The 26,468-nt window shown below is 70.6% G+C and carries 14 protein-coding genes and 2 pseudogenes; 13 read left to right on the forward strand and 3 right to left on the reverse strand.

Annotated elements, in window-relative coordinates; translation table 11 throughout:
* Positions 1–5: 5 nt before the first annotated feature.
* The 5 genes and pseudogenes from O1G21_RS31630 to O1G21_RS31650 all read left to right on the forward strand — a co-directional run bounded on the left by O1G21_RS31630 (position 6) and on the right by O1G21_RS31650 (position 3,264).
* Complete coding sequence (locus O1G21_RS31630) at positions 6–992, forward strand: aldo/keto reductase (protein ID WP_270148459.1); 987 nt, start codon at positions 6–8, stop codon at positions 990–992.
* Positions 993–1,399: 407 nt separating this feature from the next.
* Positions 1,400–1,585: pseudogene (locus tag O1G21_RS31635) on the forward strand (TetR/AcrR family transcriptional regulator); the annotation flags it as partial.
* 82 nt (positions 1,586–1,667) lie between these two features.
* Positions 1,668–1,904, forward strand: coding sequence for a TetR-like C-terminal domain-containing protein (locus O1G21_RS31640; protein WP_270151511.1), 237 nt, complete (start codon positions 1,668–1,670; stop codon positions 1,902–1,904).
* A gap of 94 nt (positions 1,905–1,998) precedes the next feature.
* Positions 1,999–2,571, forward strand: a complete 573-nt coding sequence (locus tag O1G21_RS31645; RefSeq protein ID WP_270151367.1) for a DUF4188 domain-containing protein — start codon at positions 1,999–2,001, stop codon at positions 2,569–2,571.
* A 36-nt stretch (positions 2,572–2,607) separates the two neighbouring features.
* Positions 2,608–3,264, forward strand: coding sequence for a C39 family peptidase (locus tag O1G21_RS31650; RefSeq protein ID WP_270148461.1), 657 nt, complete (start codon positions 2,608–2,610; stop codon positions 3,262–3,264).
* 81 nt (positions 3,265–3,345) lie between these two features.
* Here O1G21_RS31650 and O1G21_RS31655 read toward each other — a convergent pair whose 3' ends face one another.
* On the reverse strand, positions 3,346–4,197 hold the full coding sequence (locus O1G21_RS31655; protein ID WP_270148462.1) for an SCO6745 family protein: 852 nt from the start codon (positions 4,195–4,197) through the stop codon (positions 3,346–3,348).
* 200 nt (positions 4,198–4,397) lie between these two features.
* Positions 4,398–5,261 (reverse strand): SCO6745 family protein, encoded by an 864-nt coding sequence (locus O1G21_RS31660; RefSeq protein ID WP_270148464.1) that lies wholly within the window; start codon positions 5,259–5,261, stop codon positions 4,398–4,400.
* 214 nt (positions 5,262–5,475) lie between these two features.
* Here O1G21_RS31660 and rpe point away from each other — a divergent pair, with 214 nt between their 5' ends.
* The 3 genes and pseudogenes from rpe to O1G21_RS31675 all read left to right on the forward strand — a co-directional run.
* Positions 5,476–6,159 (forward strand): ribulose-phosphate 3-epimerase, encoded by a 684-nt coding sequence (gene rpe, locus O1G21_RS31665; protein WP_270148465.1) that lies wholly within the window; start codon positions 5,476–5,478, stop codon positions 6,157–6,159.
* Positions 6,160–6,349: 190 nt separating this feature from the next.
* Positions 6,350–7,309: a pirin family protein gene (locus O1G21_RS31670; protein ID WP_270148466.1), complete on the forward strand. Its 960-nt coding sequence runs from the start codon at positions 6,350–6,352 to the stop codon at positions 7,307–7,309.
* A gap of 149 nt (positions 7,310–7,458) precedes the next feature.
* Positions 7,459–7,880 (forward strand): annotated as a pseudogene (locus O1G21_RS31675) (transposase); the annotation flags it as partial.
* Here O1G21_RS31675 and O1G21_RS31680 read toward each other — a convergent pair.
* Positions 7,826–8,260, reverse strand: a complete 435-nt coding sequence (locus tag O1G21_RS31680) for a transposase (protein ID WP_270148467.1) — start codon at positions 8,258–8,260, stop codon at positions 7,826–7,828. The pseudogene O1G21_RS31675 and the gene O1G21_RS31680 sit on opposite strands and share 55 nt — an antisense overlap.
* Before the next feature lie 78 nt (positions 8,261–8,338).
* On the opposite strand from O1G21_RS31680, the gene O1G21_RS31685 reads away from it, so the two are divergent.
* The 5 genes from O1G21_RS31685 to O1G21_RS31705 all read left to right on the forward strand — a co-directional run bounded on the left by O1G21_RS31685 (position 8,339) and on the right by O1G21_RS31705 (position 26,461).
* Entirely contained in the window at positions 8,339–9,535 is a 1,197-nt protein-coding gene (locus O1G21_RS31685) for a serine/threonine-protein kinase (protein ID WP_270148470.1), read from the forward strand.
* Between the two features lie 113 nt (positions 9,536–9,648).
* Positions 9,649–12,621, forward strand: a complete 2,973-nt coding sequence (locus tag O1G21_RS31690) for a DEAD/DEAH box helicase (RefSeq protein WP_270148471.1) — start codon at positions 9,649–9,651, stop codon at positions 12,619–12,621.
* Positions 12,618–17,615 (forward strand): Eco57I restriction-modification methylase domain-containing protein, encoded by a 4,998-nt coding sequence (locus O1G21_RS31695; RefSeq protein ID WP_270148474.1) that lies wholly within the window; start codon positions 12,618–12,620, stop codon positions 17,613–17,615. The genes O1G21_RS31690 and O1G21_RS31695 overlap by 4 nt, the downstream gene beginning before the upstream one ends.
* A gap of 9 nt (positions 17,616–17,624) precedes the next feature.
* The gene (locus O1G21_RS31700) at positions 17,625–24,311 is read left to right on the forward strand and encodes a DEAD/DEAH box helicase (RefSeq protein ID WP_270148475.1); all 6,687 of its coding nucleotides are present in this window, start codon (positions 17,625–17,627) and stop codon (positions 24,309–24,311) included.
* Entirely contained in the window at positions 24,245–26,461 is a 2,217-nt protein-coding gene (locus tag O1G21_RS31705) for a UvrD-helicase domain-containing protein (protein WP_270148476.1), read from the forward strand. Before O1G21_RS31700 ends, O1G21_RS31705 begins: the two co-directional genes overlap by 67 nt.
* Positions 26,462–26,468: the final 7 nt, after the last annotated feature.

Below are 26,468 nucleotides of genomic sequence, written 5' to 3' on the forward strand. Positions count from 1 at the left end.
ACGCCATGGAGTACACCCACCTCGGCCGCACCGGCCTGACCGTCTCCCGCCTCTGCCTCGGCACCATGAACTTCGGCCCCCACACCGAGGAAGCCGAGGCCCACCGCCTCATGGACACCGCCCACGAGCGCGGCATCAACTTCTTCGACACCGCCAACACCTACGGCCGCGACCCCGAGGGCAACCTCAAGGGCCGCACCGAGGAGATCATCGGCCGCTGGTTCGCCCAGGGCGGCGGCCGCCGCGAGCGCACCGTACTCGCCACCAAGGTCTACGCCGAGATGAGCGACTGGCCCAACGAGGGCCGGCTCTCCGCGCTCGCCATCCGCAAGGCCGTCGAGGCCAGCCTGCGGCGGCTGCGGACCGACCACATCGACCTGTACCAGATGCACCACATCGACCGGGACACGCCCTGGGAGGAGATCTGGCAGGCGATGGAGGTCCTGGTCGCCCAGGGCAAGATCATCTACGTCGGCTCCAGCAACTTCGCCGGCTGGCACATCGCCCAGGCCCAGGAGGCCGCCCGCTCCCGGCACTTCCTCGGCCTGGTCAGCGAGCAGTCCCTCTACAACCTGCTCGACCGCACCGTCGAGCTGGAGGTCATCCCCGCCCTCCAGCACTACGGCCTCGGCCTGCTGCCCTGGTCCCCGCTGCGCAGCGGCCTGCTCGGCGGCGTCCTGCGCAAGGAGCGCGAGGGCACCCGCGGCCGCAGCGCCCTGGGCTACGCGAGCGAACTCACCGAGAAGCACCGCGAGCGCCTCCAGGCCTACGAGGACTTCGCCGACGAACTCGGCACCCACCCCGCCGACCTCGCCCTCGCCTGGCTGCTCTCCCGCCCGGCCGTCACCGCCCCCATCATCGGCCCCCGCACCCCCGCCCACCTCGACGCCGCCCTCGCGGCGCTCGACCTCGAGCTCGACCAGAAGACCCTGGACCGCCTCGACGAACTCTTCCCCGGCCACCAGCCGGCCCCGGAGGACTACGCCTGGTAGGACCGGCCGTCGGCCCGAAGGGTGGTGTTTCGGCAAGCCGTTCGCTCGCCCCGGCCCTGCGGCCGGGGCGAGCGTCGGCCGTTGCGGGGTCCGCGGCCGTGCGTCGCAGGGCTCGCCCGGCGCAGTGGGATCCCGTCCGGATCGCTGTGGCGGCAAGGCAGGGCTGACAGCCCCCTCCGGCTGACGCGGGAAAATTCCGACCCTCGCGGGTCGGGCTTTCCGCTTCGCGGCCGGTTGCCGACCTGGGGCTACCGGCGGAGGGACGGTGTGCCGCCCATCGGACTTGCATCAGCTCCACAGACCTGACTTCCCGCCAGCCCGACCGTAGGCCCGGCCGGAACTCGGTTATCGTTCCGGGCCGGCGTAACTCAACCATCACGACGAGTGACACCCGGAGCGGGGACGGCATGACGGAGCGGACTGGGGAGCGGGGGGCGTACCACCACGGGGCGTTGCCGGAGGCGCTGGTGGCGGCGGCGTTCGAGGTGGTGGACGAGCAGGGGCAGGAGAAGGTGAGCGTGCGGGAGGTGGCGCGCCGGGCGGGGGTGTCGGCGGGGGCGCCGTTCCGGCACTTCGCCGACCGGCAGGCGCTGTTGACGGCGGTGGCGGACCGGGTGCTGGCGGACTTCGTCCGCTGGCAGCAGGCGGAGGTGGCGGCCGCCGAGGCGGTCGGCGATGCGGGCGCTGGGGCTGGGGTTCGTCCGGTATGCGCTGCGCCATCCGCGGCGGTTCGAGCTGGTGCGCTCGCGGGTGTTCACGCCCACCCGGGACCCGCGGCTGCGGGAGCGACTGGACGGGATCGACCGGGCGTTCACCGAACTGGTCGTGGCGGACCAGGCGGCCGGCCGGGTCGGCCCCGGGGATCCGGAGCTGGTGCTGTTGTCCGGGCACATCAATCCGCCTGCGCAGTAACGGACTTGTATCTGTAGCGAGCCTTGACCGGCGTGGTGCGCGCTGATGTAATCACCGATTGCATGAGAGTGAGTTCCGGGAGGCGCAGATGCCGCTGTTCGCCAAGCCGCGACCGGGCTACACCACCGCCGCCGCCACCGGCGACACCGTGGTGCTGCTGATCGGCATGCGGATCAACCGCTTCTGGGCCGTGCACCACTGGGGCCCGGTGATGTACGCGATGTTCCGGATGCTGTGGGAGCTGCGCCGCAGCCCCGAACGCGGCCTGCGCGGACGTATCCTGCTCACCGCCTCGCCGCGCACCTACTACGTCGTGCAGTACTGGGAGTCGAAGGAGGCGCTGTACCGCTACTCCACCGCGCCGGACGGCTTCCACCACACCGTATGGGGCATCGCCAACCGGAAGGTGCGGGCGGGCAAGACCCGCGGGCACGTCGGGCTCTGGCACGAGACGTACATCGTCCCCGAGGGGGGCTACGAGTCGATCTACTTCGACATGCCGGCGTTCGGCCTGGCCGGTGCCACCGGACAGCTGCCGGTGGAGGAACGCGGCCGGCACGCCGCCCAGCGGCTGGCCTTCCGCTCGGGGGAGGGCTCGGGGGAGGGCTCGGGGGACGGTTCGGGGGGCAGTGCGGACGCTCGGGCGGACGCTCCAGGAGTGTCGTGAGTCGTCCCGGCCGCCCCGGTGTGGGAGCGTCGGGGCATGGTCGATCAGGGCGGCGCCGCGCGGCCGGCGCGGGTGGTGCACGAGGTGCCGTACCGGGCGCAGTGGGAGTCCGCGGAGCTGGTGCGGGACATCGTGGACGGGCAACTGGACGCAGCGCGGGACCCGCGCTGGGGGCAGTCCGGGGCGGCCACCCCGGAGGAGTACGCGTGGTGGTCCTGGCGCCTGTGCGGGGTGGCCTGCCTGCGGATGGCGCTGGAGCACTGGTGGGGCGTGACCCCGACGGCGATGGCACTGGCGGGCGAGTGCGTGGCGGCCGGCGCGTACGTCCGGGACGGTGAGAGCCTGCGCGGGCTGGTCCACGCGCCGTTCGCGGAGTACGTCAGGCGGCGCTGGGGGCTGGCCGCCCGGGCCGCGGAGTTGACGCCCGCGGAGGTGGCGGCCGAGGTGACGGACGGGCGGCTGGTGATGGTGTCGGTGCACCCGTCGATCCGGGAGCCGCACGGGCCGGAGCCGGTCCGGCGCGGCGGCCACCTGGTGCTGGCGGTGGGCGCCACGGAGACGGCGCTGCTGATCCACAACCCCTCCGGTTTCCCGGGGGAGTCGCAGGCCTTCGCGCGCGTCCCGTGGCGCTCGTTCGGGCCGTTCTACGCCGGGCGGGGGGTCGTGCTCGGTCCGCCCGGCGCTGAACGGTAGCTCGGTCGGGGGGAAGGGGCGGGAGGGCAGGAAGGGACGGGAGGGGCGGGAAGGGCAGGAAGGGCAGGAAGGGCGGGAGCGTCAGGCGTTGTCCGGCAGCCCCACCGGGTAGAACGGCATGGCGCTGCGACACAGCGCCGAGATCGGCTTCAACGCGGCGGCCAGCCCGTCGAGTTCGGTCCGCGGGTAGTCCTCCCAGACCCGGGCCGCGGCCAGGTCGGTGGCCGCCTCCAGGGCCTGGTGGCGGATCCGGCCGAGCTCGGTCACCGTGCCGGCCACGGTCAGCCAGCCGCGCTCGACCAGGCGGGCAGCGGCCGCGTCCCACTCCTCGTCCGTCCAGCCGCGTACCGGTTGGAGCTGCTCGCGCCGCATGTCCATCGCGCAGCGGATCACCAGGGCCTCACAGCCGTCCAGCCCGGCGGCCACCAGCGCGGCGACGTGGCCGTCCCCGCGGTGCTCGCGCATCACGGTCGCGGCCCGCCAGAGCCGGTCGTACAGCCCGGTCGGCGCTGGCAGCGCCGCGTTGGCGGCGGCCAGCACCCGGCCGGCGCAGTCCAGCCGGGCCGTGGCCTGCTCCAGCGTCTCGACCGCCTGCTCGACCTGCTCCCGGTCCACGTGCTCCAGCAGCCGGGCCAGCGCGGCGCCCGCGCCCTTGCTGCGGGCGGCCAGCGCCTCCTCCGGGCTCGCCAGCGACCACAGCGCGGGCAGGGCGCGCTCGACCATCGCCGGGGCGAAGCTGAAGAACGCGGCGATCACCGGCGGCGCGTCGACCGCGCCCAGCGGGGCCGAGCGGCCGCCGAAGTAGCCGCGCCAGAAGCCGCGCAGCCCGGCCTCCTCGAAGGCGTCGCGGCACTCGGGCTGGAAGTAGGTGACGGCGTGCACCGGCTCGAAGAGCCACCAGAGCGCGCGGGCGGGATGGACGAGATCGGCCATCGGGAGACCTTCCTCGGACGGGGCTCCGGGCGGGCGCGGGGAGCTCGACTGGTCGGCACGGCCCAGGGCGGTCGCGCGGGCGGTGGGGTACCGGGGCCGTCCGGGCGGGCGCTCGGGCCGCTCAAGTGCTGATGACCACGCGGGAGGCCCCGGTAATCCCCGCCCGGGGCGTGACGGCGGTCACATGGCCGTCGTTCGTGTCACAGGTCCACCGGCGGCATCGCCAGCGGATTGACCGGCATCCGATCGCGGCAGATCGCCGCGATCGGCCTCAACAGGGCGGTCAGGCGGTCGAGTTCGCCGTCCGGCAGGTCCTCCCACACCCGGCCGGCGGCCAGGTCGGTGGCGTCCTCGAGGGACCGGTGCCGGTTCCGGCCGAGTTCGGTCACCGCCCCCTCCGCCGTCAACCAGCCCCGTTCGACCAGCCGCGCCGTCGCGGCCACCCACTCCTGGTCCGTCCACCCGCGCATCGGCTGGAGCACCTCGCGGCTGGCGTCCAGTGCGCAGTGGAGCACCGGCGCCTCGCAGCCGTCCAGCCCGGCCGCGACCAGCGCGGCCACGTGGCCGTCGCCGCGGTGCTCGCGCAGCGTGTTCGCGGCCTGCCACAGCCGTCCGTGCACGTCGTCGGGCCGGGGCAGCGCGGCGTTGGCGGCGGCCAGCACCCGGCCCGCGCAGTCCAGTCGGGCCACCGCCCCTTCCAGTGCGGCGGCCGCCGCCTCGATCCGCTCGGGCTCCACGGGCGCCAGCAGCCGGGCCAGCGCGGCCGCCGAACCCCCGGCCCGGGCGGCCAGCACCCGCTCGGGGTCGGCCTGCGTCCACACCTGCGGCAGGGCGCGCTCGACCATCGCCGGGGCGAAGCTGAAGAACGCGGCGATCACCGGCGGCGCGTTCACCGCGCCCAGCGGGGCCGAGCGGGCGGCGAAGTAGCCGTGCCAGCCGCCGTCCAGGCCGAGCGCCTCGAAGGCCGCCCGGCTCTCGGGCTGGAGGAAGGTGACGGCGTACACCGGCTCGAAGAGCCGCCACAGCGCGCGGGCGGGATGGACGGGGTGGACAGGGTCGGACATGCGGGACACACCTTCCTTGGAGGGGCCGGGAGCCGTGGTTGCCGAAACAGCTGATCGCCACGGCGGCGGTCCCGGCAACCCTCGGTGAGATGTGATCACGGTCACGCGGAGGTCGACGGGTGCGACCGCCGGTGGTGCGGCGCGAGATGATGGGACGAGGTGCCCGCCCCCGGGTGCCCAGCCCTCGCAAGCCCTCGTACGAAGGTAGTCGGTCATGGCCCAGATCAACCCCAGCATCCTGTCCGCGGACTTCGCCCGGCTCGCCGACGAAGCCGAGGCCGTCCGGGGTTCCGACTGGCTGCACGTGGACGTCATGGACAACCACTTCGTGCCGAACCTGACCCTGGGCATCCCGGTGGTCGAGTCGCTCGCCCGGGCCACCGACATCCCGCTCGACTGCCACCTGATGATCGAGGACCCGGACCGCTGGGCCCCGCAGTACGTCGAGGCCGGCGCCGGCTCGATCACCTTCCACGTCGAGGCCGCCGCCGCGCCCGTCCGGCTGGCCCGCGAGATCCGCGCCAAGGGCGCCCGTGCCTCGATGGCGCTCAAGCCGGGCACCCCGATCGAGCCGTACGAGGACCTGCTGCCCGAGCTCGACATGCTGCTGATCATGACCGTCGAGCCCGGCTTCGGCGGCCAGGCCTTCCTGGACATCATGCTGCCGAAGATCCGCCGCACCCGGGAGCTGATCGCCAAGCACGACCTGGAGGTCTGGCTGCAGGTCGACGGCGGCGTGTCCGCGGCCACCATCGAGCGCTGCGCCGAGGCCGGCGCGGACGTGTTCGTGGCCGGTTCGGCGGTGTACGGCGCGGAGGACCCGGCGGAGGCCGTCCGCAACCTGCGCGAGCTCGCCGCCAAGGCGTCGGCGGACGCCTGGTGGGCCTGCGAGCACTGAGGCCCCTGGAGCTCCTCGGGCTCCTGGGGCCTCCTGGTGGCCCCTGGGGCCTCGCTCGTCGCACTGCGGCCGGATGGCCGGGCACGGGTGGAGGAACGTCGCACCGTGACGGATGATCGGTGACGACGCCCTCCGAGGCCCCGCCCGGCCGCCCCCGGCCCGGCCCTCTCCGTACGGTGGTGGAACCGCGATGAGCAACCTCGACCTCAAGCCCGCCCCGACCAGCTGCGGCCGCGAGGCCAGCATCGGCCCGGTGAAGGATCTGCTGACGGCTCGTCAAGTCCCGCTCGGCGAAAGCACCGTGGTGCGCCGACTGCTCCCCAACCTGGGCCGCCGGATGGTCGGGGCCTGGTGTTTCGTGGACCACTACGGCCCGGACGACATCGCCGACGAGCCCGGCATGCAGGTCCCGCCGCACCCCCACATGGGCCTGCAGACGGTCAGCTGGCTCCACCAGGGCGAGGTGCTGCACCGCGACAGCCTCGGCAGTCTGCAGACCATCCGGCCGTACGAGCTGGGCCTGATGACCTCCGGCCGGGCGATCTCCCACTCCGAGGAGTCCCCCCGCCCGCACGCCCGCTACCTGCACGGCGCCCAGCTCTGGGTCGCCCTCCCGGACGCCCACCGGCACACCGCCCCCGCCTTCGAGCACCACCCCGACCTGCCCGTGGTCACCGCCCGGGGCCTGCGCGCCACCGTCATCCTCGGCACCCTGGACACCGCCACCTCGCCCGGCACCACCCACACCCCGCTGGTCGGCGCCGACCTCGCCCTCACCGAGGGCACCGACCTCGGCCTCCCGCTGGTCCCCGAGTTCGAGTACGCCGTCCTCGCCATGACCGGCCGGATCGACGTGGACGGCGTCCCGGTCGAACCCGGCTCGATGCTCTACCTCGGCTGCGGCCGCCAGGAACTCCCCCTCCTCGCCCGCTCCGACGCCGCCGTCCTGCTCCTCGGCGGCGAACCCTTCGAGGAGAAGATCGTCATGTGGTGGAACTTCATCGGGCGCTCCACCGAGGACATTGCCCGGGCCCGCGCCGACTGGATGACCGGCACCCGCTTCGGCCAGGTCCACGGCTACGCCGGTGCCCGGCTGCCCGCCCCGGAGCTGCCGGCCACGCCCCTGAAGGCTCGCGGGCGTGAGCGCTGACCTGTGGGGACGTCGCTTGCGGGATTGTCTCCGGTGCTTGCTGGAAGGGGGACTCCGGGCGCGCCTCAGGCCCTGGCGTGCGGGGCGCTTCAGCGTCGTGCGGGCCGCTCTGGAGGTTCGAAATGAGGGCTCGCCGATACTCAGGACTTCGTGGCAATCAGTTCGCCAGTGAGGCAGTACTCATCAGCCAACGCCCCGCCGAGGCCAACCATCCTGCGGTTCCCGGGCATTGGGAGGGCGAATTCATGTTCGGCCTGAACAGCTCCGCGATCGGCACTCTGCTGGAGCGCACCACCCGGTACACGATGCTGCTGCGCCTGCCGCCCATGGACGGCCACGGCGGGCCACGCGCCGAGAACGTGCCGGCTCTCGCCGGGCGCGGCGCCGAGGCCGTCCGCGACGCCATCACCGCCACGATCACGGACCTCCCCGAGGACCTGCGCAGATCGCTGTCCTGGGACCAGGTGCGGAGGTGGCCCAGCACGCCCAACTGCGCATCGACACCGGGCTGCGGACCTACTTCGCCGCCCCGCACAGCCCCTGGCAGTGCGGTAGCAACGAGAACACAAACGTGTGACGGCCCGGCAGGTAGGGTCGGTGGCTGCCGAGGGTGAGCAAGACGAGGGCGATGAGGGCAGGGCTGTCCTTGAAGCCGAAAGCCATGCGGGTGATCAGGTGGATTCTGGTGTTCAAGCTCTCGACGATCCCGTTGCTCATGCGGTGGTCCGCAGCGGCGGTGATGGCGCCCCGGTGCCTGACGATGGTGCGCTGCAGCTTGATGAAGGGCTCCACCCCGCAGGGCCTTGGCAGCGTCGGCGGAAGTGGCAACAGGTCCGAGCCCCGCAGTACGCGGTCGCCCCCCGGTAGTAAAGCAGCGCGGCTGCGGACTGCGGCTCGGGGGCGGGCTGTAGCGCTCACCCGAGGGCCCGGCGAACGTTGTGTTGCGCCCATCTGCCGGCGCCGTGCTGGCCCGGCCCGCCGCGTACAGCTCGGTTGGAGTGCGGAGCAGAGGCGTTCCGCCCACCAACGATGTCGCAGAAGGTGCAGACGGTGATCTGTGCCCCTGATAGCCTCACTGCCACTGACGTGGACGGCAGCGTGTTCGGAGCGGGGCGCGGCACCATGGGCCGGCAGGGGACGGGGGCAAGGGTGTTCGAGTCGCTGCGGGAAAGCGACCCCCGAACGATCGGAGGCTTCCGACTCACCCAGCGGCTCGGCCAGGGCGGTATGGGCGCTGTCTACCTCGGGTACCGCACCACACGCCCCGTAGCCGTCAAGGTGATCAAGCCGGCGCTTGCCGACGACCCGTACTTCCGCCAGCGGTTCCGGCAGGAGGTGGAGGCGATCCGGCGCGTCGGTGGCTTCCACACCGCCGCGCTGGTGGACGCCGACACCGAGTCCGAGCGGCCGTGGATCGCCACTGAGTACATCCACGCACCCTCGCTGGAGGATCTGGTCCAGCAGCACGGTCCTGTGACCGAGCTGGGGACCTGGTGGCTGGCGGCAGGGCTGGCTGATGCGCTGATGAGGGTTCACTCGGTGCGGCTGCTGCACCGCGATCTCAAACCCAGCAACGTCCTCGTGGCCGCTGACGGTGCGCGGGTGATCGACTTCGGGATTTCGCACGTCGGGGGCGCGACCGGGCTGACGACTGGTCATGCGACACTCGGAACCCTCGCCTACATGGCACCCGAGCAGGCGAGAGACGCTCGCCGGGCCAGCGAGGCTGCTGACGTCTACAGCCTGGGCGCGACGCTCGTGTACGCGGCCACCGGCCACCAGCCGTTCCATGCCGACATCGCGCCACAACGGGTCCTGGACGTGGAGCCGGATCTGGACGGGCTGCCGGACGGCCTACGCCCGCTGGTCGTGCGCGCGCTGACCTACGCCCCTGCGGACCGCCCGACAGCGCGGAGCGTGCTGGAGGATGCCATGGACCAGCTGGCCGGCAGCGGTGTGCCGGTCAGCGGCCAGCCCTATCCTCCGCTGCCGGACGCCTTCATCGGTGACGTCCTGCAGATCGCCGCCGCGCCGCCCGTGCCCTTCGCAGCGCCCGCTGTGCAGGCCGCCACGCCGCTCGCGGAAGCGCCGCAACCGCCGCCCGCAGCTGTGCCGTTGCCGCCGGCCCGTCCTGAATCGGGCCAGCAGCCACAGGACGGCCCGGCCCCGTGGAGTGACCACTGGCGTGAGCGAATTCGCGAACGCCGCACCGACTTCGGCGGCTGAGGGCCTACCGGCTCGGCTCCGGCCTCAACACGCCTGGTCGCCATCGACCGCACCGCCACCGCACCACCCGCCGCACGATGATGACGTTCACAGTGACCCAGGGAGAGACTCCGGTGACCACCGCCGCTGACCCTGTACGGGCAAAGTTCGCCGCCGGCATGCAGGTCCGTGCACGCGACGAGGACTGGCTTGTCGTAGAGGTCAACGACACCGCCAAGGACGGTACTCGGTTGGACGTGCGCGGCACCTCTCCCCTGGTCCGTGATCAGCGCGCGGTGTTCTTCGTGCACGAGGAACTGGACCACGTCACACCGCTGCGTCCCGAGGACACCGAACTGGTTCCCGACAAGTCGGCTGAGTGTCGCCAGTCGCGCCTGTTCATCGACGCATTAATTCGCAAGACGCCACTGCCGTTGTCCGAGCAGCGCCTGGCCACCGTGGGTAGCCACCTCGTTGACGACCTGGCCTACCAGCGAGAGCCGGCCCGAGCGGCGCTACGCGGCCTGCGCCCGCGGCTGCTGATCGCGGACGCGGTCGGTCTGGGCAAGACGCTCGAGATCGGTCTGCTGCTCTCCGAGCTGATCCGGCGCGGCCGGGGCGAGCGCATTCTCGTGGTGACTCCGAAGCACATCCTGGAACAGTTCCAGCACGAGCTGTGGACGCGCTTCGCGATCCCGTTGGTACGGCTGGACTCCACCGGCATCGAGCGCATTCGGCAGCGGATCCCGGCCGGCCGCAACCCGTTCTCGTACTACAAGCGCGCCATCATCTCCATCGACACGCTGCGTTCGGACCGCTGGCGCAGTCACCTGATGCAGGTGACCTGGGACGCCGTCGTCATCGATGAGTCGCACAAGCTGATCAACACCGGCACGAAGAACAACCGGCTTGCTCAGCTGCTCGCACCCAAGACGGATGCGCTGGTCCTCGCCAGTGCAACGCCCCACAACGGCCAGCGCGAGTCCTTCGGCGAGCTGCTGAGCCTGCTCGATCCCACGGCCATCCCCGACACGAGCGACTACGACGAGAAGCAACTGGAGCACCTGTACGTGCGCCGCCACAAGATGTCCTCGGACGTCTCGGCGGAGATCGGCCACATGTGGGCCTCCCGTCGGCCGTCCGAGGCGCTGGACTGTGTCGCGAGCGACGCAGAGCAGCGCGTCTTCGAAGAGCTGTACGACGTGTGGGTCAAGCCGACTGGTGGTCGCCCGGCCCCGGTGAGTGGCAAGGGCGCCAGGCTGTTTCCCTACACGTTGCTGAAGGCGTTCCTGTCCTCACACACGGCGCTCGCCGAAACGGTGCGCAACCGGGTCGCGGCCATCGACCGCGATCCGGAACGCGACAAGCGGGTGGCCGAGCGTGCGGCGCTGGTGGAACTCGGGGAACTGGCCGGGGACGTCTCTGTGCAGAGCGCGGCGAAGGTGCGGCGCCTGGTCGCGGAGCTGAAGCAACTCGGCGTCGGCCCCGGCTCGCCAGTGCGCGTGGTGATCTTCTCCGAGCGTCGCGCCACCTTGCAGATGCTGCAGCAGGCCCTGCCGGCCGAGCTGGGCTTCACCCCGGTGGGTGGGGCGGACGAGGCGAAGAACAGCGGCCCGGTACGCCAGCTCCACGGCGGCCTTGCGGACGACGAACAGCAGCGCATCGTCAAGGACTTCGGGCTGGGCGACAGCGACCTGCGGGTGCTGCTGACCGGCGACATCGCGGCCGAGGGCGTGAACCTGCACCGTCACTGCAACCAGCTGATCCACTTCGACCTGCCCTGGTCGCTCATCACGATCGAGCAGCGCAACGGTCGCATCGACCGGTACGGACAGCAGCACTCTCCAGAGATCCGAGCCCTGCTGATGGTCCGGCAGGACGAGGATCCGCTGCTACCTTCGGCGGATCGGCTCGTTTCCAAGCGCCTGCTGGAGCGCGAGTACGAGGTGCACCGCACACTCGGCGACGCCGGGTCGATCCTCGGACTGCGCGACGAGGAGGCGGAACGGGTACGGATCACGAACGGACTCGCGGACGGCGAGGACTTCGACACCATCCTGCCCACTGAGCCGCTGGACCCCTTCGACCTCTTCATGGCCGACCACACCGTGGACGGCTCCGGCGAGCACTATCGCGTTCCCCAGTTGTTCTCCTCCACCCGGGCATTCGTCGAGGAAGCCCTGGAGGAGGTCTACCAGAACCCCGAGCAGCGCATCGGCAAGACGTGGAGCACGGACTTTCCCGAGATGCTGATGTTCAGGCCGGACGCCGAACTTCAGCGTCGCCTGCTGGTGCTGCCGCAGTCCTATCTGGATGAGCGTGGCGTGCTCGAGCAGTTGCGTGTCACCTTCGACCGTGGCTTCGCCCAGCAGCGCCTGGACCGTGCCCGTGAACGCAGCGGAGGCCGCAGCAAGGGTGCAATCACCAAGCAGGAGCGCCGCGAGACCTCGGGCTGGCCCGACGTCTCCTTCCTGACGGACCAGCACCCGGTGGTCGAGTGGTTGACGGACAAGGTCCTGGTCAGGCTGGCCCGCAACACCGCCCCTGTGATCACCGCCAACGTGTCCGGCCCGGTGTTCCTGATGCAGGGCATGTACGCCAACGCCAAGGGCCATCCGACCGTGCTGGCCTGGCCCTGCGTCACTGGCCTGGAGCGCGGGGCGCCGGTCTTCGACGACGATCTGGTGGGAGTCCTGGAACGGGCCGGGATTCGACCCGGCATGGTGAACCGCCCGTTCACGGGTGACGAGCAAGTGTTGAAGCAGCTGGTACCAGCAGCCGTGGCGGCAACCAGAGAGCACCTGGCGCAGTTGCGGCACGAACAGGAAGGGCCACTGCTCGACCAACTGACCGAGTACGGGGAGCGGCTCGTCTCCTGGCGGCGGGCAAGTCAGGCGGCCTACGAGCAGCTGACGCTCGGCGGCGTGCGCCGGGAGCACAAGGAACAGCAGGTGCAGAACACGGCCATAGAGGTCGAGCAGCTGATCGAGCAGCTCGCGCCCCAGGGCGATGCGATGGTCCGAGTGATCGGGGTGCTCGTTCCCGCCGGACCGGACGGTCACGTCGGGCCGGAACAGCGGAAGAACCACGAGCGGAAGGGCGCGTGACCATCGTGGCGTTCGAGGCGATCGTCAACCGCGGCGAGTACATCTCCGCGCACTTCCTGGCCGAGCTGCTGCCGAACGAGCTGAAGGGCCTGCGCAAGACGTGGGCGGCGGCTGAGCGCACCGGTCGGCCCTCCTCGCGTTCGGGCGTGCGCAGCCTGGGCCGCGAGTACTTCCGTGCCAAGGTACGGATCACCGAGGGCGAGGGCGACCCGGACACCGAGCTCCGCGGGCTCAACGACGCGCTGCTGGCTGCGCTCGCGTACGTCGAGAGCGACGGCAAGGGCGACCGTGTGGTGGACCGCAGTGCAGCCGCCCACACGGGCGCCGGCGGCCACTCCAGGCTCAGGCGGGCGGAGCTGGAGGTGCTGCGCGGCGACAAGGTGCGCCGCGTGCCGGTGTCCCTGGCGGTCAAGGGGCCGAGCGGCATCGAGCTCATCGCCCTGGACGTCAGCTGGAGCACCGACGCGGAGCTGGTCGTCGCAGATCCGGCGGACGGCGGCGCCGAGCTGCTGGCCCCGATCGCGCTGGACGGGCAGCAGGAGATCACCGGGGCTGCCGAGGCGGTGTCGTACCTGTTCGGCTGCGACGACCTGTCCGCGCCGCGTTACGTCCTGCTGCTCGCAGGCGGTGCCGCGGTGCTGGCCGACCGTACCGCCTGGCACGAGGGCCGGTTCCTGGCGGTCAGCGTCGACGCCGCGTTGGACCGCAATCTCGCCGACGACGGTGGTGAACTGGAGGCCGTGTCAGCCCTGTTCGGGGCGGAGTCCCTGCTCACGGAGGGCGGCGTCGCCGGGTTCCTGGACAACCTGGTCGAGGAGGGCCGCAAGCACGCCGTGGGCGTCTCGAAGGAGCTGCGGGAGGGTCTGCGGCAGTCGGTCGAGCTGATCGCGCAGGAGGTCCTCGACCGGATCACCGAGGCCGGCGGTGACCCGGCCGAGCTCGGCGGTAGCGCCGAGCTGGCCTCCCGGCTCACCCGCGAGTCGCTTCGCTACCTGTACCGCATCCTCTTCCTGCTCTACGCCGAAGCCCGGCCGGAGCTGGGCATCCTGCCCAGCAAGGATGACGCCTACCAGGACGGTTACGGCCTGGCCCGGCTCGGCGAGCTGGTCTCCTACGACCTGCCCGAGGAGTCGCAGGACGGCACGCACTTCCACGAATCGCTGGACCTGCTGTTCCGCCTCGTCGACCAGGGCCACCGGGCCTTCGAGGGCCCGACGGATGCCGACCGCGCGGGCACCGCGGAGCCGGAGGACGGCGAAACGGTGGCTCTCGACGCTGACGGCATCCGCTTCGAGGCGCTGCGCAGCGACCTCTTCGGTGCCGATGCCACCCCGCTGATCGGTGAGGTACGCATCGAGGGCAGGCGCGTCGAGACGAAGCTGCGCAACAAGGTGTTGTGGCAGGTGCTCAACCTGCTGATGCTGAGTCGGTCCAAGAACGGCAAGGGCGGGCGCGGTTTCATCTCGTACGCGCAGCTGGGCATCAACCAGCTCGGAGCTGTCTACGAGGGCCTGATGTCCTACACAGGCTTCTTCGCCGCCGAGGACGTGTTCGAGGTGGCGAAGCCCGACACGGACGGTCTGGCCGGCACCTGGGTCGTCCCGTACCGGAACGCGGACGACTACGACGACGAGGTGTTCGTCAAGCGCCGGGACGAGCTGACCGGTTCGATGAAGCGCGTCCTGCACCGGAAGGGTTCGTTCGTCTATCGCCTCTCCGGTCGCGAGCGACAGCGGTCCGCGTCGTACTACACACCTGAAGTGCTGACTCGCAGCACGGTCAAGCACGCGCTGGCGGAACTGCTCGACCAGGACGCCACGACGACGCGTGCCCGTGACATCCTCGACCTCTCGGTGTGCGAGCCCGCGCTGGGTTCGGGGGCCTTCCTCAACGAGGCCATCAACCAGCTCGCGGCCGAGTACCTGCGCCGACGCGCGGCGGAGTTGACCGCCGAGACCGGCGTTGACCGCCAGCTGCCGCCCGACCGGTACGAGGCGGAGTTGCAGAAGGTCAAGGCGTACCTGGCGCTGCACAACTGCTACGGCGTGGACCTCAACCAGACCGCCGTGGAGCTGGCCGAGGTCTCACTGTGGCTCAACGCCATGCATAGGGGGCTGAAGGCCCCGTGGTTCGGCCTGCACCTGCGCCGAGGAAACTCACTGATCGGCGCACGGCGCGCGGTCTACGCGGCGGAGGCACTGAAGAAGAAGGCGTGGCTGACGACCGTTCCGACGGACCGGCCGCTCCTCGACGGCGCGGAGGAGGGTGCCTTCCGAGCCGGCGAGGAGGTGCACCACTTCCTGCTGCCGGCGAAGGGGTGGGGTGCGGTCGCCGATGCCAAGCAGGCCAAGGAGCTGGCGCGGGCCGAGCGAGACCGGCTGGCCGAGTGGCGCAAGAAGGTCACGGCGACGCCGTCCACCGCGCAGGTCAAGCGCCTGCTGGCACTGGCCACGCGCGTCGAACGGCTGTGGGAGCTGACACAGCGCCGCCTCGTCGTCAGCGAACGCGAGGTGCGGCGCGACATCGCGGTGTGGGAGGTCGAGGTCGAGCGGCCGCTGCCGAGCTCGTCCGGGACGGTGCCGCGCGAGAAGGTCGAGGCCGCGCTCCACGAGCCCGGCGCCCCGCGTGGGCGGCTGAAGCTGGTCATGGACGCCTGGTGTGCCCTGTGGTTCTGGCCTGTCGGTCAGCCGGACATGCCCGAGCCGCCGTCCCTGGAAGACTGGCTGGCCTTCTGCGAGGCGGTCCTCGGCGTCCCGCCGGCGAAGGCCAAGGCGAAGTCGACGAAGGGCGGCAGCGCGGCCGGCCTCGACGACGCGTTCGGCCTGTTCGGCGACACCGGTGACTTCGACAAGCTGGAGATCGACGACTCGTTCGACAGGACGATGAGCCAGTGTGCTGACATGCCGTCGGTGATGCTGCGCTTCCCGTGGCTGAGTGAGGTGGAGGTCATCCGCCAGCGGGAGGGGTTCTTCCACTGGGAGTTGGAGTTCGCCCATGTGTTCGCACGGGGTGGGTTCGATTTGCAAGTGGGGAACCCGCCGTGGGTCAGGTTCGAGTGGGACGATGAGCTGGCTGTGGCTGAACACGATGCCTGGTTCGCGCTGACGGACAATGCGTCAGTCGAGGAGAAGGCGAATCGAAGGACCATGGCCCTTCGTGATTCCTTGCCTCTGTGGACATATTTCACTGATCTTGCGTCTTGGGCGGGTATCAGCGGCCATCTTGGCTCCCCGGTTGACCATCCCGTGCTCGTGGGGATGAAGACGAATCTCTACATGAGTTTCATGGAGCGAAGCTGGCGCAACCTTCGGGAATCCGGATCAGTGGCACTTATCCATGAAGAAAATCATTTTACGGTGCCCACTGGTGGTACCTTCCGGTCCGCCACTTACGCCCACCTCCGGCGGCACTTTCAGTTCGGCAACAACATTCTCCTCTTCGAGGATGTAGACAACAACAAGAACTTCGGCGTAAGTGTCTACGGGGAGAAGAGGTCCGTTGATTTCGTGCAGATCGCGCGCGCGGTGCACCCCTCTATCGTCGACCACTCCTTTGATCATGATGGCCAAGGAGATCTCCCCTCCATTCAATTTCCGGAGGGTGGCTGGGACCTGCGTCCCCACGCGAAGCGGATTGTGAGGGTGACAAGCGAAACTCTCGATGACTGGGCGGCGCTGGTGGACCCGCCAGGTACACCTGCCGTTGAAGCGCGGGTTCTGCGCCCTGTGACGACGGCCGAGAACGAGGTGCTGCGCACTCTTTCCAGGTTTCCTGAACGAGTTCATGCGACCCCGTACTGGTGGTCGCTGGAGCTTGATGAGGGGCAAGCGAAAAAGGATCGGATCATCGAGTGGCGAACCCATGTGCCTGCCTCTTGGGCGGAGGTGGTGCTGCAGGGGCCGCACTTCTCCGTGGCCACTCCGTTCGCTAAGCAGCCAAATCTCGGATGCAAGTCGAATAAGGACTACTCGATCTGGAATCTTGAAGAACTGCAAGAATCTGTCATTCCTCGGATCAACTACGGGCGCGCGTGCTCGAAGTATGACTTCACTGCGGCTCGGCGAACGTGGGATGGTCAGTCGTCGAGTGATTTCTTTCGGGTTGCTTGGCGAAATATGATCACATCGAATACGGAGCGGTCGCTGCAAGCTGCGCTGATTCCGCCGGGCCCGACTCACGTGCACACGGTTCATACTCTCGCGTACGCCGATCCCCGGCACACGGCTGTTGTTTCCGGCTTCTGGGCATCACTCGTCTTCGACTATCTCGTCAAGGTGTCCGGCTCCTCCAAGGTGAACATCGAGTTGGCCCGCAGCTTCCCGGCCCCACTCAGCCACCCACTTACCGGCCCCCTGCTCCTTCGCGCTCTTCGCCTCAACTGCCTCACCCGTGACTACGCGCCGCTGTGGGAAGAACTATTCGAGGACGCGTGGCTCAAGGACCGGTGGACGGATCAGGCCTCGACCCGTCCGCGCGTCCAGGACGTGGAGCCGGCCTGGTCGATGGCGACACCGCTGCGCACGGAGTACGACCGGCGGATGGCGTTGGTCGAGATCGACGCGCTCGTCGCAGTGATGCTGGGGCTGACCGCGGAGCAGTTGTGCGCGATGTACCGCTCTCAGTTCGCCGTGTTGCGCAAGTACGAGTGGGAGATGTTCTTCGCGCCCGACGGTCACAAGATCGGTGCTGCCACGCACAACGTCGGCATCCGGCAGACCCCGGAGGAGGCGGCGGTCGTCAAGGCGTGGGTGAAGGCCACCCGGAACGGCGATCCGACGCCCGAGATCCCGGAGGGTTGGGTCAAGCCGAACCGTGAAACCGAGATGACGCGCGCCCACGCGGATTTCACCGCGCGCCTGCTCGCCGGAGAGTACGGCGACTACGCCGCGTACGCCGCCGAGCACGGTGACCACGGCGATCTCCTCGGTCGCGACAGGGGCGCCCACGCCCTTTCCACTACTACGTCCGCTTTCGCTCCGGAAGAAAGCCGGTAACACCCCACCATGCTTCCCTCTCTGGCCGCCGAGGACCTGCGTCGTGCCCTCGCCGCCTATCTGACGACGAGCTTCGCGCTCGGCGACGACGACGTGCGCGAAGAGCTTGAGGTGTTCCTGGAGCGGCCGGAGAGCCGCCTGTTCCGCGGGCCTTACCTGCGGGTTCGGACACCCTTCCGGGAAGCGGAGCCGGGGTGGCAGCGGTTACTGGACTGGTGGCCCCGGGGCTTCACGCCGTACACCCACCAGGCCGCCGCCTGGCAGCGGCTGTCCACCAAAGCGGGGCACGCACCTGAGCCGACGATCGTGACGACCGGGACCGGCTCCGGCAAGACGGAGTCGTTCCTCGTTCCGATCCTGGACCACTGCGCCCGGGCAAAGGCCGAGGGTCAGAAGGGTGTCAAGGCGCTCCTGCTGTACCCGATGAACGCGCTGGCTGACGACCAGGCGCGCCGTATCGACGAACTGCTGGCCACGGAGCCGGCGTTGGGCGACGTGACGGCCGGCATCTACATCGGCGGTGCGTCCGGTACCCGCTCGGCCACGGACGAGGACGAGGACGACCCGGCCTCCTATGCCCGCGACTTCGGCGCGACCTCACTCGCCGGTGACCCGACGGTGACCCGCCTGATCACCGAACGCGAGGAGATCCGGGCGGACCCGCCGGACATCCTGTTGACCAACTACAAGATGCTGGACCTGCTGCTCCAGCGCATCTCCGATGTGCACCTCTGGACATCGGGCTCGCTGACGTACGTCGTGCTGGACGAGTTCCACACCTACGACGGAGCGCAGGGCACGGACGTGGCGATGCTGCTGCGCCGCCTGGGCGCGGCCACGGCTTCGGCGCGCGAGGGGCAGCCGCTGGGCGACATCACACCCGTCGCCACCTCCGCCACGCTCGGCAGCAGCGCCCCGCTCCCGGTCCTGGGCGAGGCCGCCGCGGCCTCCGTCGCCAGCACGGCACCGGCCGGTGACGACGCGGTCGAGGTGCCAGGTGCGGCCGATCGTTCCGACCGGGAGCTGCTGCTGGAGTTCGCGGGCAAGGTCTTCGGGCGGCCCTTCCCCGAGACGTCGTTGATCGGTGAGGACCGTCAGCGCTCCGTCGACGTGGTCACCGAGCCGGACTTCACGCTGCCAACCCCGTCTCCCGCCGAACTGGCCGCGCTCCCGGACCCCTTGGACGACTCCTCGGGCCTGGACGCGTTCGCCCGTCTCGTCCTCGGGCTGCCCGATGCGCGCGACCCGTTCGCCCTGGCCGACCGACTGCGGCAGCACAACCTGGTCAAGGCGATCCTCGACGTGGCGGGGGAGACCCCCGTGACGGTACCGGACATCGCCCGCGAGTTCGCCAAGCGCGGCGGCGGTGCACCCTGGGACGAGGCGGCGCGCGCCGACCCGGGCCTGGTGGAGCGGGCGTTCGCGCGGCTGCTCGCACTGATCTCGCACGCTCGCACCCGGCACCCGAAGACCGGTAAGGCCGTGCCGTTCCTGCGGGTGGAGGCACAACTGTGGGTGCGTGAGGTACGCCGGGTGATCCGGTCCGCAACGCCGGAGCCGCACTTCCGCTGGTTCGACGACGACGGCCCGACCGGCGACACCGCCCCGAACCCCGCCAACCTGGCGGTGTACCAGCGATCCGAGATCGACAGCGCGGGCGAGCCGGACGGGCTCGATCCGGACGTGGCCGGGCCGATCGCGGCCCGCCGGCCGGTGGGTCCGCCGTTCCGGCGGCATCTGCCGGCCGTGTACTGCCGCCACTGCGGGCGTTCGGGCTGGGCGGCGCTGTCGACCGAGCTGGAGTGGCAGCAGCTGAAGACCAACACCCTGGACATCTACCGGGCCTCGGCTCAGGGCAACCGTGCGGTGCGATGGATGCTGCGGGCACGCGACGGCGAGGGCCCGCTGCTGCACCTGCACGCGGAGGAGGAGCGGCTGCTGGCCAACCCGACGCACGAGACGGTCGCGGTGATCACCCCGCTCGGGCCGCTGCCGGCGAGCCTGGGGGACACCTGCCCGGCCTGCGGCCTGGACGACGGCATGCGGTTCCTGGGCGCGGGCACGGCGACGCTCGCTTCGGTGGCCACGACCCAGCTGTTCTCCGACCGCGGCCTGCACGGCGACGAGCGCAAGCTGTTGGTCTTCACCGACTCCGTGCAGGACGCCACGCACCGGGCGGCCTTCATCGCCAACCGCAGTTTCGGTTTCACCTTCCGCGGTCTGCTCAGCGAGCAACTGCGTGTGGGCGAGCCCGTGGCCGTGCACGATCTGGCCTCCAACGCGGCGGACGCCGTGGTCGCGGCGGCCGGGCGGGGCTCACGTGCCAAGCTGGCGGCCATCGTGCCGCCCGACCTCCGGGAGAACCCGGACATCCTCACGCTGCTGGACTCCTCGAGCGAGTTCAGCGAAGCCGGTGCCGAGATGCTGCACGCGCGCATGGTGTTCCAGACGCTGCTGGAGTTCGGGCTGCGCTCACGGCTGGGCCGCACCCTGGAGTTGACCCGTACCGCGGCCGCGGAGGTCCTGCTGCCGGATCTGCCCGGACTGTGCGCGCTGTTGCGCGATCGGCACCAGCGGATCCCCGGCCAGATCACGCTGCCTCCCGACGAAGCCGAGTACGCCGTCTACCTGCGGGGTCTGGTGGAGCGTCTGCGGTTACGCGGCGCGCTCTACCACCCGTGGCTCGCGGCGTTCATCGCGCAGGGCGGGGCCCGACGCTGGCCGGTGTGGGGAGGGCGGCCGACGGGCATGCCGGCGTTCCCGCGGGGAATGGCAGCGCCGAGGTTCCCGGTCGCAGGGGGCGGCCGCACGACGGAGTTCGACTCGTTGACCCGCGAGGGCACCTGGTTCGCGGACTGGGGCCGCCGGGTGCTGGGCTGTGAGCTGCGCGAGGCACGGGCGCTGGCGGAGCAGGCCATGAGGTTGCTGGCACAACAGGAGGTGCTGGCCACCTACCCCGGCGAGGCCGGTGAGACGGTGTACGCGCTGCGTCCGCGCAACGTCCTGGTCCATCGGATCTCTGATGCCGAGTCGGATGGCGTCGCTCACCCGGAGGACCTGGACGCGAATGCGTGCGGGGTGCGGTGCGACACGTGCACCTGGCGGCACACCGTCCCGCCGAACCGCCGCCGGGACTGGCTCGGGACGCCGTGCCTTCGGTACCAGTGCCCCGGGCGCTTCATCCAGGACGACCGTGACTACAGCACGGACTACTACCGGCATCTCTACACGGTCGACCGGCCCGGTGACGTGCTGACGGCCGAGCACACCGGCGCGCTGTCGCGGCGTCGGCGGGAGCAGGTCGAGCAGGCGTTCAAGCACCGGGCCTCGCCATTCGATCCGAACGTACTGACCTGCACGCCCACGCTGGAGCTGGGCATCGACATCGGCGACCTGTCCGCTGTGCTGCTGGCCTCGCTGCCGCCCGCGCCGGCCAACTACGCACAGCGGATCGGCCGGGCCGGGCGTAGCACCGGCAACTCGCTGACGGTCACCTTCGTGCCGCGCGGCTCGCGCAACCACTACTTCCTGCACGCGCCGGAGCGGATGCTGGCCGGCCGGATCATCCCGCCGGACTGCTACCTGGACGCATCGGAGATCCTGCGCCGTCAGTACCTGGCGTTCCTGCTCGACCGCGCCGCAGACGCCAGCCTCTGGCAGGGCACGGTCATGCCGGAGCGGCCGATGCCGCCGCGAATCGGCGAACTGTTCGGGGCCGGGCTGGCGGAGGACGGCTGGTTCCGGCGGTTCCTGGACGTCGCGGGCGTCCGGCACACCGAGTTGGCAGCGGCGTTCGCGGCGCTCTTCCCCGGCATGTCCGGCGAGGCCCTGCAGAGTGTGCAGCAGTTCGCGGCCGGCGGTCTGGAGGAGGCCGTGGCTGTGGCCGCGAACGCCTGGAACCGGCGCCTGGCCGCGCTGCGAGCCCGGATGCGGCAGATCGGCCGAGCCTTCGACGACCTGTCGACGGCGTCCGGCGACCCGGAGCGGGATCGGCAGCGACGGCAGTTGTACGCCGAGCAGAAGTCGGTGCGCCGTCGCCGGGACACCCTGGTTGGTGAGCACTCGCTCAACGCCCTGGTGCGGCTGGGCCTGCTGCCCAACTACACGCTCCATGACGATGCGACCGTGTTGGAGGCCACGCTGTGGTGGCGCAACAGCGACGGCGAGTTCGAGGAGTCCACGACCGACTACGGTCGCGGATCGCGGCTGGCGCTGTCGGAGCTCGCCCCCGGCAACTACTTCCACTCGGACGGCTACAAGTTCGTCGTCGACGGCCTGGACCTCGGCCCGGCGGTGGGCGGTGGTGAGGATCCGTACGCGCTGTGGCGGTTCTGTCCAGAGTGCGGTTTCGTCGCCACCGAGGAGACCGGCCCGGACCTCGCGTCGTGCCCGCGCTGCGGGGCGACGCAGATCGCCGACCCCGGCGCAGTGCACAAGGTGCTGGTGCCGGAGCGGGTGCTGGCCCGGGAACGACGCGAGGACGCCCGGCTGACCGACGAGCGCGACGAGCGCGAGCGCAAGGCGTTCGACGTCCTCACCCTCGTCGACATCGACCGGAAGCAGCCGCAGGGGCTCCGGGCCTGGCGGCGCACGGGCAGCGAGAAGGCGATGCCGTTCGGCGTCGAGTTCGCCCGGGTGGCGACCATTCGTACCGTCAACCTGGGACCGTCGATGGCACCGGGCCCCGAGCACGTGATCGCCGGGCAGGAAGTGCGGACGTCCGGCTTCGAGACCTGCCTGGAGTGCGGTGCCGTGCGTGGCACGCACCCACAGGCGTGGGACCGGGTGGCGCAGCGGATCGGAGTCCGGCACGCCCACTGGTGCTCGCACCGCGAAGACGGCATCGAGCACGAACCCGTGGAACGGCTGCTCCTCGCCCATGAGCTGACCACGCAGGCACTGCGGATCCTGCTCCCGGTCTCCACGATGGACCTGGCGGACCGGATGACGTCGTTCAAAGCAGCGCTGCTGCTGGGCGTCACTCGGTACTTCGGCGGAGAGCCCGACCACATCCGAGTCGTCGAGGACTCCATGCCCGGTGACAGCCGCGAACTGCGCCGCCGCTTCCTCGTCCTGCACGACTCGATGCCCGGCGGCACGGGCTACCTCGAACACCTGGCCCGGCCACAGGTGATGCACCGGGTGCTGACACTGGCACAGCAGGTGCTGCGGGAGTGCCCGTGCAGGGACGAGATGCGCTCTCCGTGCCACCGTTGCCTGCTGCCGTTCGTCTCCAGCAGTGAGCACCCGCACGTGTCCGTGCGCGTCGCGCGCGAACTGCTCGACGAGATCCTCCAGGACTGGGGCTGGGAGCCTGTGGACACCCTGTCCGGGGTGCGCATCGACCAGCTGGCCGACAGCGAGCTGGAGGCGCAGTTCGTGCGTACCCTGCTGGCCTGGGGATCCCGCGACGAGGAGCCTGGCTCGGTGGCGGTACGGGCCGGTCGGCAGGGGGTCGAGCACGAGTTGCGCTTCACCCGTCCTGACGGCGGCACGACCCGATGGCTGATGCGCGACCACGTGCGGATGGACACGGCGGTGCCGTGCGAGCCGGACTTCCTGCTGCGCCGCACGGACGCGGGCACGCAGGTGGCGGTGTTCCTGGACGGCTACGCCTTCCACGCCTCGCCCCGGGTCAACCGGATCGCGGACGATGCCGTCAAGCGGGCGGCACTGCGAGCCCAGGGCATTCGGGTGTGGCAGCTGACCTGGGACGACGTCCGGTCCTGGGTCCAGGCGGTGGAAGGGGCCGCCGCCGGACAGCGGTCGCGGGCCGCCGTGCGGGACCTGCACGCCGAGCGAGCCCTGTCGTTGGCCCGCTCGGTGCACCAGCAGTTGGTCGGACAGCCCCGCCGGGACGACACGCTCGACCCGGCGCTGCGCAACCCGGTCGAGACACTGCTGGAGTTCCTCGCCGACCCCGACGACGTGAAATGGGCACGGCGGGCGGCGGGCCTGCTGGCAGGCTTCGGAGCGGTCGCGCCGCGTCCGTTCGTGGACCGGCGGCAGATGGGCACGGAGCTGACCGGAGTGCTGGCAGGCGCCGCGCCGACGGCGTCCGCGCATGCCACGGACGCCGTCGCGGTGGATGCGCGCACGGCCTCGGGGCTTCGCATCCTCGGGTTGCTGGACCGCCGCCCCGAACCGGTGACCCGGCGGCCCGGCATGCTGGCCTGGTCCACCCTGATACTGCTTGACGACAGCAAGCAGGGGTGCGCCGAGGAGGCGCATCGGGACCGGTGGGCGGACTGGCTGCGCTGGTCCTGCCTGCTCCAGTTCCTCGAGCCCGCGCCCAGCACGGAGTTGCCGCGCTCGTTCCACCAGCTGGCACTCTCGACGGCCGAACAGGTGGACCCGCACACGGTGGCGCTGCTCACCGCGGCCCTGCCGACCGATTCGGGTGCCGCCGCGCCGCTCCCGGCGGAATGGGCCGAGGCCGTCTCGTGGGCGTCGTCGGAGCTGGAGTCGGTGCTGCGAGAGCTCGCCCAGCGGGCTCCGAACCGCGTTCCCGAGGTGGGCTTCGAGTTGGGGGATGCCGCGGTGGTGGCCGAACTGGCCTGGCGGGACGAGCGGATCGCGGTCTTCGTGGCCGAGGGTGGGCACGGCCCCGAGGTCTACGAGCAGCACGGGTGGCGCGTCCTGCACGCGGGCGCGGTGGATGTGGCAGAACTGGTCGACATGTTGGAGAAGGGCTGATGGCTGCGGCAAAAGTGGTGATGGCGGACGTCTTCGGTAAGTACTACGAAGCCCTCGACGGCCAAGTCCAGGCACAGGTGCTGCAGTTCATCATGAAGATGCAGCGCGACCCGGACGCCAACGGGCTCAACCTCAAGCCGCCGAAGGGTGCCCGGGACAAGCGTGTCCGCACCGCGCGCGTCACGGACAACTACCGAGCGGTCCTCATGCACTACGCGGACCGGATCTACTACCTCGTGGCAGTGCTCCCGCACGACGACGCGTACGGACTGGCGGAAGGCATCCTCTTCGACATCAACAAGGTGACGGGGGGTATCGAGCTGATCAACCTGGGCAGCCTCTACGGCACGCTCAGCGGCCGGTCGGCCGAAGACAAGGCCGCGGATCAGGCCGCGCCGGCACTGTTCCAGGGCGTGTCCGACACCGACTTCGAGCGTCTGGGGGTGCACGGATCGATCGTGCCGGCGCTGCGGGAGATCCGCAGCGACGAGGCCGTGCTGGGCATCGTGGAGACCCTGCCCAAGCTGGCCCGGGACGTCATCCTGTGCCTGGCCGACGGGATGACGGTGGAGGACGTTTGGGAACAGGTCAGTTCCGCCGCCGCCACCGAGGACGAGGTCGACACCGAGGACTACGAGGCGGCCATCGAACGGCCGGCGACCAAGGAGGCCTTCACCGTCACGGGAGACGTGGCGGCGTTCGGACGCATCCTGTCCGAGCCGCTGTCGGCATGGCGGATCTTCCTGCACCCGGCGCAGCGCGCGCTCGCCGAGCGCGCCACCCCGTACCGGGGCCCGGCCCGGGTGACCGGTGGCCCCGGCACCGGCAAGACCGTCGTGGCACTGCACCGGGTCAAGGCCCTGGCGGAGCGGCTGCCGCCGGGCCAGGCCATTCTGCTGACCACGTTCACCACGAACCTGGCCAACCAGCTGCGCTCGCTGTTGGAGGACCTCGGCGGCCCCTCGCTGCTGGCCAAGGTGGACGTGCGCAACATCGACAAGGTCGCCTTCGGCATCGTCCGTGACAGTTTCGGCGCGAACTCTCCGACACCTCTGCTCGACAACGAGATCCAGCGCCGCTGGAAGGAGCTGGCGCAGGAGCAGGAGCCGCAGCGTTGGGACGGCCGGTTCCTGGACGCGGAGTGGAAGCAGGTCGTCCTCGCGCAGGACGTGCGCAGCCGGGACGAGTACTTCGCGGCCAGCCGGGCGGGCCGGGGACGGCGGCTCAACCGCCCCGAACGTGCCCAGGTGTGGGCGCTGGTCGAGGAGTTCGAGCGGAGGTTGGACCGGGACCGCGCGGCCGGTGTCATACAGCTGGCCGCGCAGGCGGCGCGGATCGCGTCGGGCTGGTCGGAGGAGGAGGCGCCGTACCGGCATGTCGTCGTGGACGAGGCGCAGGACCTGCATGCCGCGCACTGGAAGTTGCTGCGCGCGCTCGTCGTTGAGCAGGATGACGATCTGTTCATCGTCGGCGATGCCCACCAGCGCATCTACGACAACCGCACGTCACTGAGCGCTCACGGCATCAACGTCCGGGGTCGCTCCAAGCGGCTGACTCTGAACTACCGCACGACCCGCCAGATCCTCGCCGCGTCGCTCGGACTGCTCGAAACCGAGGAATTCGACGATCTGGACGGGCAACGCGAGGAACTGCGCGGCTACCGCTCCGTCCTGGCTGGTGCCGCTCCCGAACTGGCCGGGTTCCCCACGCAGGCCGCGGAAGTCGCCGCACTGGTGGAGCGCGTGCGGGAGTGGCAGGCGGAAGGCATCGAGCCCCACGAGACGGTGGTCGTGGCGCGCACCCACGCCACGGCGGACGCCGCTCTGAAGGCGTTGCTGGACTCGGGACTGGCGGCCGTGAAGGTGACGGGGCAGCAGACGCCGCTGCCGGACGCCGGCGTGCACGTGATGACGATGCACCGGATCAAGGGTCTGGAGTACCGGGCTGTCGCCGTCATCGGCGTCGGCGAGGACGAGGTACCGCAGGCGCACGCGGTCACCCCGCCTTCCGAGGACCGCCAGCAGAACGCTTCGGACGTGCGCCGCGAGCGCTCGCTGCTCTTCGTCTCGGCCACCCGGGCCCGCGAGCAGCTCTCCATCACCTGGTCGGGCGATCCCAGCCGTTTCCTGCGTCGGCACCAGGAAGGCTGAGCCGCCG

The sequence above is a fragment of the Kitasatospora cathayae genome (genome assembly GCF_027627435.1).
GTDB classification, from domain to species: domain Bacteria; phylum Actinomycetota; class Actinomycetes; order Streptomycetales; family Streptomycetaceae; genus Kitasatospora; species Kitasatospora cathayae.